General features: G+C 36.8%; 16 protein-coding genes and 1 pseudogene. 12 read left to right on the forward strand and 5 right to left on the reverse strand.

What is annotated here, in order from left to right; translation table 11 throughout:
* Positions 1 to 191 (forward strand): hypothetical protein (locus QNJ66_RS20630; protein ID WP_300510309.1); only part of this gene is annotated, 191 nt, incomplete at its 5' end.
* 298 nt (positions 192 to 489) lie between these two features.
* Here the strand turns inward: QNJ66_RS20630 and QNJ66_RS20635 are convergent.
* The 3 genes from QNJ66_RS20635 to QNJ66_RS20645 all read right to left on the reverse strand — a co-directional run bounded on the left by QNJ66_RS20635 (position 490) and on the right by QNJ66_RS20645 (position 2560).
* Positions 490 to 1242, reverse strand: a complete 753-nt coding sequence (locus QNJ66_RS20635) for a phycobilisome rod-core linker polypeptide (RefSeq protein WP_300510311.1) — start codon at positions 1240 to 1242, stop codon at positions 490 to 492.
* Positions 1243 to 1497: 255 nt separating this feature from the next.
* Complete coding sequence (locus QNJ66_RS20640; RefSeq protein ID WP_300510313.1) at positions 1498 to 2091, reverse strand: phycobiliprotein lyase; 594 nt, start codon at positions 2089 to 2091, stop codon at positions 1498 to 1500.
* 10 nt (positions 2092 to 2101) lie between these two features.
* Positions 2102 to 2560, reverse strand: a complete 459-nt coding sequence (locus tag QNJ66_RS20645; protein ID WP_300510315.1) for a DUF1816 domain-containing protein — start codon at positions 2558 to 2560, stop codon at positions 2102 to 2104.
* A gap of 217 nt (positions 2561 to 2777) precedes the next feature.
* Here QNJ66_RS20645 and dtd point away from each other — a divergent pair, with 217 nt between their 5' ends.
* Genes dtd through QNJ66_RS20660 form a run of 3 tightly spaced genes read left to right on the forward strand, consistent with a single transcriptional unit; the run spans position 2778 to position 7446 of the window.
* Positions 2778 to 3227, forward strand: a complete 450-nt coding sequence (dtd, locus tag QNJ66_RS20650) for a D-aminoacyl-tRNA deacylase (RefSeq protein WP_300510316.1) — start codon at positions 2778 to 2780, stop codon at positions 3225 to 3227.
* A 51-nt stretch (positions 3228 to 3278) separates the two neighbouring features.
* Positions 3279 to 6323, forward strand: coding sequence for an ATP-binding protein (locus tag QNJ66_RS20655; protein WP_300510318.1), 3045 nt, complete (start codon positions 3279 to 3281; stop codon positions 6321 to 6323).
* The gene (locus QNJ66_RS20660; RefSeq protein ID WP_300510320.1) at positions 6316 to 7446 is read left to right on the forward strand and encodes a response regulator; all 1131 of its coding nucleotides are present in this window, start codon (positions 6316 to 6318) and stop codon (positions 7444 to 7446) included. The genes QNJ66_RS20655 and QNJ66_RS20660 overlap by 8 nt, the downstream gene beginning before the upstream one ends.
* A gap of 579 nt (positions 7447 to 8025) precedes the next feature.
* Here QNJ66_RS20660 and QNJ66_RS20665 read toward each other — a convergent pair.
* The gene (locus QNJ66_RS20665) at positions 8026 to 9039 is read right to left on the reverse strand and encodes a type I glyceraldehyde-3-phosphate dehydrogenase (protein ID WP_300510322.1); all 1014 of its coding nucleotides are present in this window, start codon (positions 9037 to 9039) and stop codon (positions 8026 to 8028) included.
* 326 nt (positions 9040 to 9365) lie between these two features.
* Between QNJ66_RS20665 and petC the strand changes: the two genes are divergently transcribed.
* From petC to QNJ66_RS20705, 8 genes and pseudogenes are all read left to right on the forward strand, one after another.
* The gene (gene petC / locus QNJ66_RS20670) at positions 9366 to 9908 is read left to right on the forward strand and encodes a cytochrome b6-f complex iron-sulfur subunit (RefSeq protein ID WP_300510324.1); all 543 of its coding nucleotides are present in this window, start codon (positions 9366 to 9368) and stop codon (positions 9906 to 9908) included.
* A gap of 168 nt (positions 9909 to 10076) precedes the next feature.
* Positions 10077 to 11063, forward strand: coding sequence for a cytochrome f (gene petA, locus QNJ66_RS20675; protein WP_300510326.1), 987 nt, complete (start codon positions 10077 to 10079; stop codon positions 11061 to 11063).
* A gap of 269 nt (positions 11064 to 11332) precedes the next feature.
* Positions 11333 to 12646 carry a GUN4 domain-containing protein gene (locus QNJ66_RS20680; RefSeq protein ID WP_300510328.1) on the forward strand — a complete coding sequence of 438 codons (1314 nt, stop codon included), beginning with the start codon at positions 11333 to 11335 and terminating at the stop codon, positions 12644 to 12646.
* Positions 12647 to 12715: 69 nt separating this feature from the next.
* Positions 12716 to 13510 carry an Rpn family recombination-promoting nuclease/putative transposase gene (locus tag QNJ66_RS20685; protein WP_300510330.1) on the forward strand — a complete coding sequence of 265 codons (795 nt, stop codon included), beginning with the start codon at positions 12716 to 12718 and terminating at the stop codon, positions 13508 to 13510.
* Positions 13511 to 13543: 33 nt separating this feature from the next.
* Positions 13544 to 14350 (forward strand): annotated as a pseudogene (locus tag QNJ66_RS20690) (Rpn family recombination-promoting nuclease/putative transposase).
* Positions 14351 to 14569: 219 nt separating this feature from the next.
* Positions 14570 to 15634, forward strand: coding sequence for a uroporphyrinogen decarboxylase (gene hemE, locus QNJ66_RS20695; RefSeq protein WP_300510332.1), 1065 nt, complete (start codon positions 14570 to 14572; stop codon positions 15632 to 15634).
* Positions 15635 to 15965: 331 nt separating this feature from the next.
* Positions 15966 to 16892, forward strand: coding sequence for a Sll0314/Alr1548 family TPR repeat-containing protein (locus tag QNJ66_RS20700; protein WP_300510334.1), 927 nt, complete (start codon positions 15966 to 15968; stop codon positions 16890 to 16892).
* A 282-nt stretch (positions 16893 to 17174) separates the two neighbouring features.
* Positions 17175 to 17645 (forward strand): globin domain-containing protein, encoded by a 471-nt coding sequence (locus QNJ66_RS20705; protein ID WP_300510336.1) that lies wholly within the window; start codon positions 17175 to 17177, stop codon positions 17643 to 17645.
* 215 nt (positions 17646 to 17860) lie between these two features.
* Here QNJ66_RS20705 and QNJ66_RS20710 read toward each other — a convergent pair whose 3' ends face one another.
* Positions 17861 to 18427, reverse strand: a complete 567-nt coding sequence (locus tag QNJ66_RS20710) for a Uma2 family endonuclease (RefSeq protein ID WP_300510338.1) — start codon at positions 18425 to 18427, stop codon at positions 17861 to 17863.
* Between the last annotated feature and the right edge of the window lie 426 nt (positions 18428 to 18853).

Here is an 18853-nt window from a genome sequence, read left to right on the forward strand (position 1 = left end):
TAGCAATAGACAGGCTAGTTAGGACACATAAATTATATTTTAAGGGAACAGGGAACAGGGAACAGGGAACAGAAAAATGTCCTAATAGCTTTGGCGACTGCTATAAGTGCTTACATGATGGTATCGGCAGTTCTTTTATTAGGAATCCTTGGAATTTATACGTTACAAAATGGAGGACATATAGACATTAATTTTATACAAGGGTCTATTAAAATCTACGGAAGTAGTTGACACTCTTACCGCTAATTGCTAAGGCAATATAGCGGGAGATTCTTGATTCACAGAAACCTGCTTTTTAGTACAAGTATTAATACAAATTTCCTAAACTTAAGCTACACTTGTAGAAATAATTGATTTCAGGCGATCACAGACAATTTAAAATTGGGAAAGCCACAGAACTATAGAATAACTTAGTTGTGATAACTTAATCATTCTATTGCCCCATAACTTTCCCAAAACCTTACGGTTAAGTTAAACAGGATTTAAACATTAACGACGGGGAACCAATGCTAAAAAGTCAAGGTTTCCAGTGGAAACTCTAGGTGTTGTCTTACCTTGCGCACTAGAAATACCACGAGCCATTCCTAAGAAGTTGGAAGGATCGCCAGCTTTGGCTTTCTGTTCTTGGGGAATAAAACGACGGATTTGGTTTTGCCAAACGATTTGAGGGAAGCCCAAAACACCCCGATAGTAGCTATCGTAACGGGGAGATTTGATGTTAAAGGGTAATTCTCCTTGATCCCGTCCAGGAAGGTTACGACGACGCTGATAGGGTACGGTATCATCACCAAAGTTGTCTAGGTATTCATCGCTATTGAGTAATTCATCAACGAAACCGGCGTATCCTTTGGTAGCAACGATGATAGACCAAGCGATTTTTTCGTCTTCGCTGTACACATCTCGCCCTAATATGCGTTGAACACATTGCTCAACATAACGATAGTTACTATTTTTCTCGTAGAAGCTAGTAACAAAGGTATTAGAAACGAGTAACCCACGAATGAAGTCCCGTACGGTGATTTGTCCGTTACGAAGTTGGGACTCTAGAAAGGGTTCACGATCCTGTTTAAAGGCATGGAAAAAGATTTGACGATAAGCAGCTTCGATTAAAACATCCATGTCTCCAGGAGAGAGAACATTCTCAGTGCTGAAAATGATGGGTTGATCGTCTCCTGGTACGACGTATCCTTCTACACGCGCATTTTGGGTTTTAGGCGCGTAATTTAAAAGAGGAATAGCCAAAGAAAGAACCTCCGTTATTTTACAAAGTCTTTAAAACTTTAATCCTCATCATAAGGGAGTTGGGGTCGCTAAACAGTGAATGGTTAAAAAATGTTACAAAAAATGAGAAAAAGCTATTTTATTTCGCCATTGGTTGGTTTGGAGATAGGGAATGTAGCGAGATGGGGAGTGTGGGGAGTTGTAGGGACTTAATAATATTAAGCCCTAAAAAGGGAAGAGTGAAAAACTGATCACTGGTCACTGATCACTGATAATTTACCATCCTGTGATGGAATAACCGACATTGAAAGGGGCAATGTTGCTTGTTTCAGTTTGTGAGTCAACATCATCTCCTTGGCGCATTTCAGCGCAAAATGTGGCGGTATTGAACCCTCCAAACCGTTGCACTGTACTGGTTCTTAACCGTAGGTTCGGGTTGACAAACCAAAATCTCTCTATGGTACTCATGGTATCGTATTCGGTGATTAAGACTAGCGCATCGTCTCCATCCAAATGATAACGGCCAGCAATGGGAACGATTTCGGCGTAGCCTCTCTCTCTTAATAAAATACCTTCTCTGGGGTTATCTTTTTCAGGGATGAGAGCAAAAATGGTAGTTCCAGTGTGGTTTTCTTCGTTTCTGTCCCAGGCCATGGAACCATCCCAACTGACAAAAGCACCTCCAACAGCTAAACTGGGATCTACATCGTGCATTTGGCAGATTTCAATAATTTTGGGGTTATCTGCCCCTAATGCTTCCACATAAATCTCAGAATCGCCTATTTCAGCACGTCTGAAAGCTAAATGATGGGTTGTGCGCTGCGATCGCCATTTTCCTGAACTATTTTGAAAAAATTTGAGTGCGTCCATGTTTTGGTTCCTAGTCATTAAATATATGGTAGGTTTCTTCTTCTAATTCTTGGGTCAACACTAAAGGTTGGCACTGTTTTATATTTATGATAATCCCTTGCGCCCCTTCTTCTTGCAAGTCTTCTACATAACCCTGATGATGTCCGTAAGCTTCGGGAAAGTTATCAAATGGACCAAAATAATATATACAATGGGGACGAGTGGTGATAATTTCTACCCACCAGGGTAAAATGGGTTCATTGTCAATAGAAAATTCATCTAAGGGACTAAGAGAGACAATGCTTATAATTTTACCGCCTAAACGGCTGATTCGCTGCATTTCTTTGCTCATCCGTTCATAAGGCACTTTGATGTAAAATTTTCCCCTACGTTGAAATAAACCGTTAATCTGACTCGGTTTACCCATTTTGGGGTTAATTATTACTTCATATAAAAAGACACGATTATTTTTATCATTGTTAGCGGCCATATTAATTCAAATAACAGGAAATATAGGGGAAGTAAAGTTTAGGTTTGCTTAACTTAGTTTTGTTTTACCCCTGTACTTAATTCTTGTAAATTTTTGTGAAAAAGTCATACTGAGTACAATTGATTAGTTTTCTCCAGCCTATCATAATTGGCGTTTTTCTTAATAATATTGCTAGAATAACTCATGAATAATTAAATTTTCCAATAATTAATTGCTTATGCGTGTCATTATTCAACGAGTAAGGGAGTCACAAGTAAAGGTTGATGGGGAGGTGGTGGGAAAGATAGAGAAAGGATTAAATTTGTTAGTGGGAATTGCGACTAATGATACAATCGAGCAAATTAATTGGATGGTACGTAAATGTTTAGAATTGCGATTGTTTTCGGACGAAAATTCTGAAGGTAAATGGACAAAATCGGTTCAAGATATTGAGGGGGAATTATTAGTTATTAGTCAGTTTACTTTATATGGAGATTGTCGTAAAGGCCGCCGTCCTTCTTTTAGTAATTCTGCCCCTCCTACTGAAGCAGAAAAATTATATAATTTATTTGTTGATGGCTTAAAAAAGAGTGGTTTAAAAGTGGAAACAGGAATATTTGGAGCAATGATGGAGGTGATTATTAATAATGATGGTCCAGTGACTTTGATGTTAGAGAAAGAGGCGTGATTTACTGATAGTAAAATACGATTTGATTGGTAATTATTTTAAGATAAGACTATGAAAAATTTGTTATTGAATAACACTCAACAATATGAACAATTCGAGATTCGTTATCCTGGTTCTATTCAAGATCATGGTGTCTTGTTAGTGATTGATATTGCCACATTAACTATTCTTCAAGTTAGTGAAAATACGAGAGAATTTTTAGGAGTTAAACCCCACATATTACTAGGTAAACCCTTAACTTATTTAATGTCCTGTAAACAAATTGAAAAGATAAAAAATTTTCTTAATCAGGGTGATCCAGAATTCATAGATGTTATTAAATTTAAAAAGAAGAAAGATATTCAAAAATTCAAGGGAATTGTTCATAAGACTCAAGATAGTATTATTTTGGAATTAGAACCTTTAGAATTAGATAGTAATGATATTATTAATTCTTATAATTTATTAAAAAATGCAGTTACTCGAATCAGTGATACTAATAATTTAGAGGAACTTTTATCAACAATTACAGAAGAAGTAAGAAAAATTACTCACTTTGATCGGGTCTTAATATATCGCTTTGAATACGATTATAGTGGGGTTGTTGTCGCTGAAAGTAAACGAGAAAATGATCATGGTCATGGTGTAGTTATAGCTGAAAGTAAAGAGGAAGATATGGAAAGTTATTTAGGATTACACTATCCTGCTTACGATATTCCCACTCCAGCAATAGAATTTTTTAGTAGTAATTGGTTAAGAATTATTCCTGATATAAATTATCAACCCGTGTCTATTATTCCCCGTAAACATCCTTTAAAAAATGAAGAATTAGACTTAACTCGCGCTGTGCTAAGAAGTGTATACCCTTGTCATGTCCAATACTATAATAATATGGGGGTTAAGGCTTCAATGTCCATCTCTTTGATGAATAAAAATCGTCTTTGGGGATTGATTGCTGGTCATAACTATTCACCGAAATATATTGGTTATGAAACTAGGAAAATATGTGAATTTTTAGGACAATTTTTATCTGTTGAGTTACTGTATAAACAAGAACAAGAATTTCGTTCTTATCGGACTCAAATTCAAGGTATACAGAGCAGAATCAGGGAAGGATTATTAAAAAATCCTGATTCAATTGATAAAGTATTTTATCCGAATCGAGCCAGTTTGCTCAATTTAACTCGTTCTCAAGGGGCAGTTATTTATCTTGACAAACACATTAGTTTCATTGGCAAAACACCTACAAAAGAACAAATTGAAGCCTTAGTTAAGGATTTTTTACACACCAAAAAATCAGAGATGTTTTATACAGATAACCTCATACAAGATTATGAAAAAGCGCAAGAATTTAAGCAATTAGGCTGCGGAATATTAGCTATTTCCTTATTTTTAAACCATAGTACCTATCATATTATTTGGTTTCGACCAGAACAATCTCATGAAGTAAAATGGGCAGGAAATCCTCATGATGTTGAGCTTATTAATAATGAGCAAGGGATGTCTGAATTGTGTCCTCGCAACTCTTTTGCTATGTGGAAACAACTAGTTAACGATAAATCTTTACCCTGGCAATCAATCGAAATAGAAGCAGCACAAGAATTAAGAAATATCATCCTTTTAGCTGCCTTAGAAGTCTCTCAACATTCCCAAACCATCTTAGAAGAAAAAACCAAACAAGCTAACGCTGCTAACTTAGCAAAAAGTCAATTTTTAGCAAAAATGAGCCATGAGTTACGCACCCCTTTAAATGCAATTTTAGGATTTACGCAAATGATGAATCGAGATAGTTCTCTATCCTCAGAACAACAGGAATATATAGGAATTATTAACCGTAGTGGGGAACATTTACTCTCTTTAATTAACGCTGTTTTAGCAATGTCTCGCATCGAAGCAGGACAATTAACCCTTCATCAAACCTGTTTTAATCTTCATGAATTAATTAAATCTATCAAAGAACTTCTGATACTCAAAGCTGTCTCCAAAGGATTAATTTTAACCGTCTATCAAGATGAAGACTTACCCTTGTATTTAGAAGGAGATGAAAGTAAGTTAAGACAGATTATTGTCAACTTAGTGGGTAATGCCATCAAATTTACTGATTTTGGTCGAATTGATGTCCATTTATCTCTCTTATCTTACCAAATGAGTAAGCGAGATATTCAGCTACAACTGCAAGTTCAAGATACAGGCCCAGGAATTAAAAAAGAAGATTTAGAGACTATTTTTGAAGCCTTTAAACAGACAGAAAACGCCCAGGAAAAAAACGAGGGAACGGGTTTAGGTTTATCTATTAGTCGTCAGTTTGCCCGTCTAATGGGAGGTGATATTGCCGTAGAGAGTGAAGTGGAACAAGGATCTACTTTTACCTGTACACTAAACATGATGGTACCCAGCAAAATTGAAGTTTCAGTCCAACAAAAGTCAAAACCCATCATTGGTTTACAACCATCTCAACCCAACTATCGTATTTTAGTGGTAGAAGACGTGAGGGATAATCAACTTTTGATGGTGAAAATATTGACCTCTGTGGGGTTTGAAGTACGTTGGGCAAATAATGGTCAAGAAGCCTTAGAAATATTGCAACAATGGCATCCTCAGTTGATTTGGATGGATATGAGAATGCCAGTGATGGATGGTTATGAAGCGAGTCTTCGTATTCGTCGATTAGAAAGAGAAAACCCCAACTTACAAACCCCTGTGGTTATTATTGCTTTAACAGCTACCGCTTTTGATGAGGAAAGAAAGGCTATTTTAGAGGTAGGATGTAATGATTTTGTCTCGAAACCGTTTAAAGAGGCGGTTATTTTTGAAAAAATGCAGCAATATTTAGGAGTTGAATATATTTATGAAGATACTATCAGTGATCTATCTTCTCAAGATTCCCTCAATCAAGTTAATATGGAACGAATAAATGAACAAATGAGACAAATGCCTCAAACATGGGTTAGTGAACTACATCAAGCTGCCTTATGTGCAAGAGAAACAAAGCTCATTCGTTTAATTAAACAAGTTCCCAATCAACATTATTTTTTAGCAGATTTTCTGCGTCAACTGGTTAAGGATTTAGCTTTTGAAAAAATCAGTAATTTAATAGAAGAATTAAACCATGGATAATACGAATGAAAATCGCGGGGATATTCTCATCGTGGATGATATACTCGAAAATTTACAATTATTATTTACGATGTTAACGGAACAAGGTTATGAGGTGCGACGGGTTTTGAGCGGAAAACAAGCCTTAAATGTGGTTCGCGTGGAACCTCCTGATTTAATTTTATTAGATATAAAAATGCCGGAACTGGATGGTTATCAAGTCTGTAAACGATTAAAAGCAGACCCAATAACCCAGAATATTCCTGTCATTTTTCTTAGTGCTTTAAATGATACCTTTGATAAGGTGAAAGCTTTTGAAGTGGGGGGAGTTGATTACATTAGTAAACCCTTTCAATTACAAGAGGTGATTGTTCGCATAGAAAATCAGCTAAATTTGTTGAGAATGCAACAGAAACTTGAGAAAAAAAATGCAGAATTAGAATTACTCAATCAGGAATTAGAAGCATTTAGTTATACTGTTTCCCATGATTTACGAACTCATCTAACTGTTGTTAATAATATTATTTATTTATTAAATCAAAAATATAGCCAAGAATTAAGTGATACGGTACAGAACTATATAAATTTTTTAGAAGAAGAAAGCGATCGTCTGGGAGAAATTATTGAAGATTTATGGCGTTTATCTGAGTCTAAATCCAAATATTTAGATATGGTCTTAGATTCATTTAACTTGAGTGAAGTTGTCAGAAAAATTGTCAATCGTTTCAACATCGAATCAGAAGTAAAACCCAAAGAATTTATCATTGAACCTGATGTTTATGTTATGGGAGATCAAGGTTTAATAAAAATTGCTCTAGAAAATTTATTAGATAATGCTCATAAGTTTACCGCTAAAAGAGAACAGGCTCGCGTTGAATTTGGTCAGTTACAACAAGATGATCAAAATGTGTATTTTGTCAAGGATAATGGCGTAGGTTTTGACTCTAAAAAAGCTGAAAATTTATTCACTCCTTTTTTTCGTTTGCATCAGGAGCAAGAGTTCTCCGGAACTGGTATTGGTTTAGCAACAGTGAAGCGCATTATTGAACGTCATAACGGGAAAATTTGGTACGAGACAGAAATTAATCAAGGAACAACTTTTTACTTTACTTTCGGTGAATCCGATTGCCATACCCCTTTTTAAATTGCATAGCTTAAAACTTGAAAACCCTCCTGCCTCCTGCCTCCTGCCCCCTGCCTCTTCTAGAATATAAGATAGGTTTGAGAACCGGATTTAGTATTATCATTGACACTCTCACCGTTAAGGCTACGCCTGTAACGGGAGATTCTTGTTTCATTGGGTTTGCCTAGTCCCAAGCCATCACTGACTCAAAACCCCGTTCAGATTCCCCTCCACAAGCATTTATTTAACGTCCACCGACTGCCCGGCAGCAGATAACAAAAAACTTGGATATGTTTCGATTTCTCTTTCACAAACTATGTCGCCCCTGTTCTCAGGTATTTTACTTTGGTCAAGCATTTTGTCTGGTGAGAACCACCAATTTTGCTACTCTAGGCACACTGGGGTGCGTTGGCTCCTCTATTTTAGCACAAACCTTGATTCAACTGTCTCCCTACGGTGGATTTATTTGATTGGCAAAAATTCATCTCACCGTTAAGCTGTCGCTGTAACGGGAGTCCTCTTTTTGCATTTAAGATAGAAAAGCCCCCGTATTTAAGTCGGAGGCTAAAACAAACCATGAAAATTGAATAACTTAAGGATCTATTTCCATTTGTTGGCCACAACTTCAGCTAAGTCAACAACCCGTTGAGAATAACCCCATTCGTTGTCGTACCAAGCAACAATTTTAACCATATCGCCACCCATAACCATAGTTAAGCTGGCATCAACGATAGAAGAAACATCAGTTCCCCGATAGTCACAAGAAACTAAAGGTAAATCATTGTAGCCGAGAACACCTTTCATGGAACCTTCAGAAGCACTCTTGAAGATATCATTAACCTGTTCGGCAATGGTGCTTTTTTCTACTTGTGCTACCAAGTCAACCACAGAAACGTTAGGAGTAGGAACGCGCATAGCAATACCGTTTAACTTACCTTTCATTTCAGGGATAACTAAAGCAACAGCTTTAGCAGCACCGGTGGAAGTAGGAACAATATTAACAGCAGCAGCCCGCGCCCGACGAAGATCACGGTGAGAAGCATCTAAAATGCGTTGATCTCCGGTGTAACTGTGGGTGGTGGTCATGGTGCCTTTGATGATACCAAAGTTATCATTTAAGACTTTGACCACAGGTGCTAAACAGTTAGTAGTACAACTAGCGTTACTAATAACATTGTCTTTGTCGTGTTCGTAGTCTTGCTCATTAACTCCAACTACATAGGTTCCAACATTACCGCCTTTTCCGGGGGCTGTAATTAAGACCTTTTTCGCACCAGCTACGATGTGCTTAGATGCACCTTCTTCTGTAACAAAAACCCCAGTGGACTCGATGACTAAATCGATATTCCATTCTGTCCAGGGTAGGTTTAAGGGGTTACGATCAGAAACACACTTAATGGTTTTGCCATTAACGATGATGGAGTTCTCATCTGCCTCAATGTCAGCATCTAATATACCGAGCATGGAATCGTATCTGAGCAGGTGAGCATTAGTTCTGGGATCAGAAGTATCATTAATGCCGACTACTTCTAACCCAGTGTTTTCCCGGCCTAACCAGCACCGTAAAAAGTTACGTCCAATACGTCCGAACCCGTTGATTGCTACTCTAATCACTGCGTCTTACCCTCTGTGTTTTACTGCAATAAATTAAAACATTATTAATGAACCCAATCATACCCCAAAGGATGCTCTTTTTCGATCCCTAATTGGAAATTTTTCTACATCTCCGATTATTCACCACTTTTCTGCAATAATTTAAAATAGACTTTAAACTCGGGAGACTCTCATACCTTGTCTACTGCAAGTGGCAAAAATTGTGCTGCACTCCTTGTCTAAAACACGGTTGCTATCATATCCTTTTAAACAACGTACAACCTGTAATTATTGCTGAGATTCAATCCTCAGTTGACTAACTAACCTAGATCCATCCATCAATCGTTATGACACAAGTATCTGGTTCATCCGATGTCCCCGATATGGGGCGTCGCCAATTTATGAATTTACTCACCTTTGGGACTATCACCGGTGTTGCCGCCGGTGCTTTGTATCCTGTGGTGAAATATTTTATCCCTCCTTCTAGCGGTGGCGCAGGTGGCGGTGTTAATGCTAAAGATGCCTTGGGTAATGATGTTGTTGCTAGTAAATTCCTTGCTGAGCATAATGTCGGCGATCGCGTTTTGGCTCAAGGGCTAAAGGGTGATCCTACCTACCTAGTGGTTGAAGGCGATAGCACCATTGCTGACTACGGTATCAACGCTGTTTGTACCCACTTAGGCTGTGTTGTTCCTTGGAATGCCAGTGAAGACAAATTTATGTGTCCCTGTCATGGTTCTCAATACAATGCTCAGGGTAAAGTAGTTCGTGGTCCTGCACCTCTGTCTTTGGCCTTAGCTCATGTTAATGTCGATGAGGGTGATAAGGTTATCTTCAGCGAATGGAAAGAAACCGACTTCCGCACCGACGAAAAACCCTGGTGGGCTTAATTTCAGTGAACAGTTAGCGGTGAACAGTGAGCAGTGAACAGTGAACAGTGAACAGTTAGAAACAAACTTAACTGATAACTGAATAACTGATAACTGATAACTGAATAACTGATAACTGGTTAATAACCCCCCCATACTGTTTAAGAATCACATAAATTTGACTGAGCAATGAAAATATCCGCTTTTTCGGCAATTTTGTCCCAAAGTAAGCGTATGTTACTGCGATTTTTCTTGATCGCCTTAGCAACTATTACTTTATCCATTGGTAATGGTTTCACTTCCAGCCAAACTGCTGCTGCTTATCCTTTCTGGGCCCAACAAACTGCCCCAGAAACCCCCAGAGAAGCTACAGGACGCATCGTTTGTGCTAACTGTCACTTGGCAGAAAAGGTTGCTGAAGTAGAAATTCCTCAATCTGTTTTACCTGATACAGTGTTTAAAGCTGTGGTAAAAATTCCTTATGACCTCGACTCTCAACAAGTTCTAGGAGACGGTTCTAAAGGTGGCCTCAATGTGGGTGCTGTTTTAATGTTACCCGATGGGTTCAAAATTGCTCCTGCTGATCGCATTCCTGAAGATATTAAGGAAGAAGTGGGTAGTGTCTACTTCCAATCCTACCGTGAAGATCAAGAGAATGTGGTCCTAGTTGGTCCTTTACCTGGTGAACAATATCAAGAAATTGTTTTCCCCGTTTTATCTCCTAACCCAGCCGAAGATCGCAATGTTAACTTTGGTAAATATCAGGTTCATTTAGGTGCAAACCGTGGCCGGGGTCAAATTTATCCTACTGGACAACCTAGCAATAATAACGTCTATAAAGCCTCTGTTGCTGGAACTATTAGCAACATTAGCGATCAAGAAGATGGTAGCTATATCGTCACCATTGCTTCTGCTGAAGGTGATGTAGACGAAACTATTCCAGCAGGTCCTGAATTAATGGTTGCTGAAGGAACCAAAGTTGAAGCAGGCGAAGCTTTAACCAATAATCCTAATGTGGGTGGTTTTGGACAAAAAGATGTAGAAGTTGTGCTACAAAACCCTACCCGCATTAAAGGTTTAGTGCTTTTCCTCGCTGGTATTATGTTAGTTCAAATTCTCTTAGTAATTAAGAAGAAACAAGTGGAACGAGTCCAAGCTGCGGAAATGAACTTTTAATACAGTTTAAATCTTAGCTAAACTCTTCTATTTTTGACAGACAGGTTTAACCCTGTCTGTTTTTTTATGTTTTAATTTTATACCAATTTCAAAAAGTAAGGGTTAACGGCCGTTGACCCCTACAACATAAAATTATGTAGTCTAATTTCAGCTAAAATTAATTCGGTTAGGACATAATAATATTATGTCCCTACAAAAATTATCTGTAGGGGTTTAAAACTGTGTTTTACCCTACTCCTGGTATTACCATAAATGAAACCTCATTGCTTATGAAACGTATTTTCATTAGTCATAGTCATTCAGATGTAGAGATCGCAGATTCTTTGTTTGACTTTCTGATCTATGCTTTAAAAATTGAAGAACAAGATATTTTGTGTACATCAGATCCGGAGTCAGGTTTAACCTTTGGTTCTGATACTATTAGTAATCAATTAAAGGAAAATCTTAAGAATGCAGAAGCTTTAATAGTTTTAATAACTCCTGATAGTTTAAATTCGGCTTGGATTCCTTTTGAAGTTGGTTCTTTTTGGCCAACTGATAAACCTATTATTATCTTTTTAGGCAGCGATTTAACCCCAGAAAAGTTACCTGGCCCCCTCAAAGGTTGGTTAAGTATTCGCATGGTGGATGAACAGGTTTCTGAACAAATTAATGCAGCTATTAATCAATTAGCCCGAAAACTAAATATTGAACAAAATCCCTATAATCGGCGGTTACAACGCAAAATGGACGACTTTATTTCCTGTTTTAGGGATTGGAAATCTAAACGTTCTAACCCTGATGCACAATATCAAAAACAGATAAAAGAATTAACTGAAAAAATACAGAAAAATGAAACTTTATATCAAGAAAAATTAAGTGATATCGAAAATAATTACCAAACGAAAAAACAAGAATCAGAACAGAAAGAATATAGTTTACAACAATTACAACAAACAAAAAACAATGAATTAGAACAATTAGAGCAAAATTATAAGCATCAAAAAGAACAATTAGAACAATCCTTAAATACTCAAATTAACCGACTACAACAACAATTAAACGAAAAAGAACTAATAATTTATCAACTCCAACAACAAATAGATAACTTATCAACCCATAGCATAAAAATAGAACTCAAAAGCGAAAAAGAGGTTGACTATACTAAACTCTGTGGTCTTCTCGCAGCAGGGAAATGGAAGGAAGCTGACCAAGAAACCGATAACGTTATGCTTCAAGCAACTAACCGAGTGTCTGAACGATGGTTAAGGGAGTCTGATATCGATAACTTCCCTTGTGATGACTTACACACCATTAATCAACTTTGGGTACACTACAGCAAGGGAAAATTTGGCTTTAGTGTTCAGAAAAAAATCTATATGGATGAACTTGGTGGAACAAGATACTATAATGAAAAAATCTGGCATGAGTTTTGCGATCGCGTTGGTTGGAGAAAAGGAGGAGACTATGTGAGTTACTCAGACCTCACCTTTGAATTACGAGATACTACACTTGTGGGACACCTCCCCAGTCCCTCGGGGGGTTTAATACTGCTCTCTCTTAGACTTCACCTCTTTTCTCGTTTCTCGCACAAAGACTTGTAAACTGTAATGTATAGCCACGTGCTTCGCAAAGCTAAAAAGCACAAATCAATAAATTAACCTAAATATTGTGTGAAAACAGACAGCATTTTTTATCAACTATTTCAAACCTTTCCCCGTTGCTTTTTTGAATTACTCAACCTTCCTGAAAATACCGTAAATGAATATGAATTTTCTTCCGTAGAAATAAAACAATTAGCGTTTCGTATTGATGGGGTGTTTCTTCCTGACGATGAAGATAAACTTATCTATTTTGTGGAAGTACAATTTCAAAAAGATGAGCAATTTTATTCTCGATTTTTCAGTGAAATATTCTTGTATCTACATCAAACAAAATTAAGCAATAATTGGCAAGGAGTTGTCATTTATCCTAACCGTAAAGTAGAAACAAGCAACACCTCCCGTTATCAAGAATTATTAAACTCAGATAGAGTAAAACGGTTTTATCTCAATGAATTAGATAACATAGAATCAATAGGACTAAAAACCCTAAAATTAATTATTAGTCCCCAAAAAGAGGCCATTGAACAAGGAAAAGGATTAATCCAACAAGTTAAGCAAGAATTTAATGATACCAAACAAAAAGAAAATATCTTACAATTGATAGAGACGATACTCGTCTATAAACTACCATTAATTAGTCGTCAGGAGATAGAAAAAATGTTTAGTTTAAGTGATCTCAGAGAAACTAAAGTGTATCAAGAAGCTTTAGAGGAAGGTATCGAACAAGGAAGACAACAAGGAGAGTTAGCTGCTAAAATTGCTTCGATTCCCCGTTTGGTAGCATTAGGATTAAGTGTAGAACAAATTGCTCAAGCATTAGATTTAGATATTGAACAAGTTAGAAAAAGTGTCAAATCTAATTAATGAGCGATCACCTATTATAATTGACAAGATAAAGTGAAAACAGACAGCATCTTTTATCAACTATTTCAAACTTTTCCCCGTTGCTTTTTTGAATTACTCAACCTTCCTGAAAAGACTGTCAAGAATTATGAATTTTCTTCCGTTTAAATAAAACAATTAGCGTTTCGTATTGATGGGGTGTTTCTTCCTGAAACTGAAGATAAACTTATCTATTTTGTGGAAGTATAATTTCAAAAAGATGAGCAATTTTATTCTCGTTTTTTCAGTGAAATATTCTTGTATCTACATCAAACAAAATTAAGTAATAATTGGCAAGGAGTTGTCATTTATCCTAACCGTAAAGTAGAAACAAGCAACACTTCACGTTATCAAGAACTGTTAAACTCAGACAGAGTAAAACGGTTTTATCTCAATGAATTAGATAACATAGAATCAATAGGACTAAAAACCCTAAAATTAATTATTAGTCCCCAAAAAGAAGCTATTGAACAAGGAAAAGGATTAATCCAACAAGTTAAGCAAGAATTTAATGATACCAAACAACAAGAAAATATCTTACAATTAATAGAGACGATCCTTGTCTATAAACTGCCATTAATTAGTCGTCAGGAGATAGAAAAAATGTTTAGTTTAAGTGATCTCAGAGAAACTAAAGTTTATCAAGAAGCTTTAGAAGAAGGTATCGAACAAGGAAGACAAGAGGGAAGAGAAGAAGGAGAGTTAGCTGCTAAAATTTCTTCTATTCCTCGTTTGGTAGCATTAGGATTAAGTGTGGAACAAATTGCTCAAGCATTAGATTTAGATATTGAACAAGTTAGAAAAAGTGTCAAATCTAATTAATAAGCGATCGCCTATTTATGGGATAATTAACTATTAATAATTATTCTCACTCCGAACTCCGAACTCCGAACTCCGAACTCCGAACTCCGAACTCCAAACTCCAAACTCCGAACTCCGAACTCCGAACTCAAGTTGATAAACATTCATTACAAATGCTATAACACAGTCCACCCCTAATGATACGCTGAAAAATGCACGCTTACTACTGGGGGAACCATAATGACAGGAGCAAACGAGACACCCTATCTCCTTCGTGCTGCACGGGGAGAAATCTTAGATCGTCCGCCGGTTTGGATGATGAGACAAGCTGGACGCTACATGAAAGTATATCGGGATTTACGGGATAAATACCCCAGTTTCCGTGAAAGATCCGAAAATCCTGATCTTGCCATCGAAATTTCTCTGCAACCTTGGCGAGCATTTCAACCGGATGGGGTTATCATGTTCTCTGATATTTTAACCCCTTTGCCTGGGATGGGGATACCTTTTGATATTGTGGAAAGCAAAGGGCCCGTTATTGATCCACCTATTCGCACCAAAGAACAAGTGGATAATTTACGTCCCCTGGATCCAGAAGAGTCCTTACCCTTCATCAAAACTATTTTAAACACCCTCAGAGCAGAAGTTGGCAATAAATCCACTGTGTTAGGATTTGTGGGATCACCCTGGACTTTGGCTGCTTATGCTATTGAAGGGAAAAGCTCTAAGAATTATGCCATCATCAAAAACATGGCCTTTTCTCAACCTGAGATCCTCCATAGTTTCTTGAGCAAAATAGCTGATTCGATCGCCGTTTATGTGCGTTATCAAATCGACTGTGGAGCGCAAGTAGTACAGTTGTTTGACTCTTGGGCCGGTCAACTCAGTCCCCAAGACTACGAAACCTTTGCCTTACCCTATCAACAACAAGTTGTGCGTCAGGTGAAAGAAACCCATCCCGACACCCCATTAATCCTTTATATTAGCGGTAGTGCTGGTGTCTTAGAAAGAATGGGACAGTCTGGGGTCGATATTGTCAGTCTTGACTGGACCGTAGATATGGCAGAAGGGAGAAAGCGTTTAGGTAGGGGGATGAAAGTACAGGGAAATATTGATCCTGGGGTATTATTCGGGTCCCAAGACTTCATCAAAGCGCGTATTTTGGATACAGTACGCAAAGCTGGAAGAGGTGGCCATATCCTCAATTTAGGTCACGGTGTTTTAGTGGGAACCCCTGAAGATAATGTTCGTTGCTTCTTTGAAACAGCGAAGCAAGTGGATCAATTATTAGCTGTTCCCGTGTAATTTTTGTAGGGTGGGTTAGACGGTTATAATTTCTGGCGATCGCAAGAATATAAAAATCCGTCTTGGCCTACTATTTTAGCTGAAACAATCGAGTAGGGTGGGTTTTACCCACCTTATTATTTTTTTCTGCAATGGTGTTGCAACACTACCACTTCCGAAACTGTCTCTTTTCAGTCGAATAGTTTAGGAATTAAGAATTAAACTAAATTTTAAGCTTTATCTTTTTTATCTTGTGCTAAAACATCATTAAAAGTCTAAAAAATTTTTGTTAGTATCGAGATCCAAAATGATCAAGATAAACCTAGTTAATTAATGTTGCTTGGAGAGAATTATGATTAACCCATTGATTAAACTACAAAAAGTTTCTATCTCTTGGTCTGTGGTGTGTACAGTAGCATTAAGTTTATGGGGAAACCCTGTTTGGGCCGGAGATCCTTTCCGTAGCACTAACCCCCGTCCTATTGGAGACAACACAGAAGCAGCTTTTGTTGAAATATTTAAAAACGGCAATTATTTAGAAGCAAAAACCTATTTAGAACAAGCAGTAGAAACAGAACCCGATGAACCCCTCGCGTTTGCGATCAAAGCTTCTTTGGCCTATTCTAATGAAGAATGGGATGTGATGAAAAATGCAGCGGCTCAAACTCTCTCAGTAGCTGAAAACTTAACCCCTAAAGATCCCTTGCGTGGTAATCTTTATCAAGCAGTGGGACATTTTTTACAAGGGGCCTATACTTTCAAAACTAAGGGACCTTTGGGTGCAGTTAATAAGTTACAATTGGTCTTGGATCATCTGGATAAAGCAGAAGAAATTGCTCCTAATGACCCAGAATTAAATTTGTTAAAAGGTTATTTAGATTTAATTTTATCGGTTAATTTACCCTTTTCTTCTCCAGAAGATGCGATCGCTCGTTTTGAACAGTATGCAGCACCTAATTATATGGTAGATAGGGCTTTATTTGCTGCTTATCGGGACTTGGATCAATATGATACTGCTATGCAATACATTGATCAAGCTTTAGCTAATAGTCCAGATAACCCTGAATTACAGTATTTTAAGGGTCAAATATTACGCAAAAAAGGAAGAACAGAAGATGGTCAACCCCAAGATTTAGAATTGCTTCAAGAAGCTTATACTTATTTTGACCAAGCTATGACTAAAGTAGATCAACTTCCTAAAGGGGTTCAAATACCTTTACGTCACGATCATCGGGTTGTACAAGATGAAATTGCTAAATTAAGCATGAATCCTAATTAATATTAATTACCCCAACTAATTCCTGTTATGGTTGGGGTTTTTCATCAATATCCTTAACTTATTATTCATTAAATATAATCGTTTTTCTAACTTTTGTTAAATTTTCTGTTTACTTGATAATTAATCTTTGTTGTAATCATTAAGAAATTTGGATATTATTTATGTTCAGAGGAATTTGCTACCTATAATTTATCAAAGTCTTTTAATTTCTGATTGAATTGATCAAGAAAATCCCATCCTTTTAATTTACATTTAGTTATCTTAAGCAAGAGGTTGAACACAATGACTCCTGAAACTATTCAAATTGTTAAATCCACCGCACCCGTGGTTAAAGAAAAAGGGAAAGAAATTACAGAAAGAATGTATGAAATAGCTTTTAATGAACGTCCTGAATATCGAAGATTTTTTGAAAATACACACATGAAAAGTCCCGAGGAAGGTCGTAAACAAGCTGCAAAGTTAGCTGCTTCAGTTTATGCTTATGCCAGTCATATCGATGAATTAGAAAAATTAAGTGATGCTGTTGAACAGATTGCTAATGCTCATGTCAATACTCGTGTTATTGCTGAACAATATCCTGTGATTGGGGAATGTTTATTGGCAGCGATGAAAGATATTTTAGGGGATGCTGCTACTCCAGAAGTTATGGAAGCTTGGACGGAAGCTTATAATAGTTTGGCAGCTATTTTTATTACAAGAGAACAAGAAATATATCGTGAACAAGACAAAAAAATGCAAGCTGAATTCAAATAGTTATATCATTAACTCACCTTACATCTATCCGTTTTATATAGTCAATAATTATGGTGAGAGGTAAAAGAACTATCAAAATAGGTATTATATATTATATAAAATCATCTACTGCAAACATCCCCATTTTTTCGCCTTAGATTTCTTTTGTTTTTTGTCATTCTATTTACATTGGAATTACTTCAATTTTAGTATTTCCAAAATTTTTCTCTTTTTTATTACACTTGGAATATCTGATTAGCAGTTAACTTTAATTCAGGAAAAAGAGAGGATTTTATTTCTTGTTCTTCGGTAAATTCTGTTACTTCATAAAATCCAGAAACTAACAACAAGATTGATACTTTCTGTGTTTCTGGATCGATAATCCAATATTCAGGAATTTCTCTTACTGCATACTCAGATCGTTTATAACGATAGTCATCATCTGTATTATTAGGACTAACTATTTCTACTGCTAAAAGGGGAGGTGATTCTAAAACTGCTGTGGACATTTCTCGAATTTCCTGACACTGAGTTTCTGATAAAATAACTAAATCAGGTATTCTTGATTTATTCTTTGCTGTTCTTATTCCTACCGTCCCTGGCATCACTTTCCATTGCTGCTTCATTTTATCGATTTCTTGGTCTAAAATCTTAAAAATAAGGTGTAGTATTAGAGCATGAAATCCACTTGCTGTTGGCATAAGTTTTAATTCTCCATTGACTAATTCATACTTATTATCTGTGCCATCATCATAAGTGAGATATTCCTCAAAAGAATAGATTTTAGTTGCTAATTGAACCATTTTTAATGTTCTCCCCTTAATATAAAGGCCAAGTGGGCAATGACAATTAAACCTCAATAACCTGAGTTCGGTGTTAGGAGTTCAGAGTTCGGAGTAGGGGTCAACGGCCGTTGACCCCTAGTTTGTTAACGACATTATCAGGGTTTGAGATTCCTGATTTTTGCCACTGATCTATAAATTTCCTTATGTCGAACTTAGGTCAATAGCCTTATCTATTCAAATTATAAACATTAGCTACCGCTATATAAAACTTACTCAAACTTACCCATCAAGTTTTTAGGCTCATGATAACTTGGTTTGAGTTTATTTTACTTCCTGCTTCATCCAAGGGAGTCGGCTCTGACTTGTCCACAGGCGTAACTTTGGCCGTAGCTCGGCCTAGTTTTTCCAGGTTTTTTGCTGCGTTTAAATCCCTATCTATTTGAT

Origin of the sequence: Crocosphaera sp., from assembly GCF_030064895.1 — a bacterium.
Classification (GTDB): domain Bacteria; phylum Cyanobacteriota; class Cyanobacteriia; order Cyanobacteriales; family Microcystaceae; genus Crocosphaera.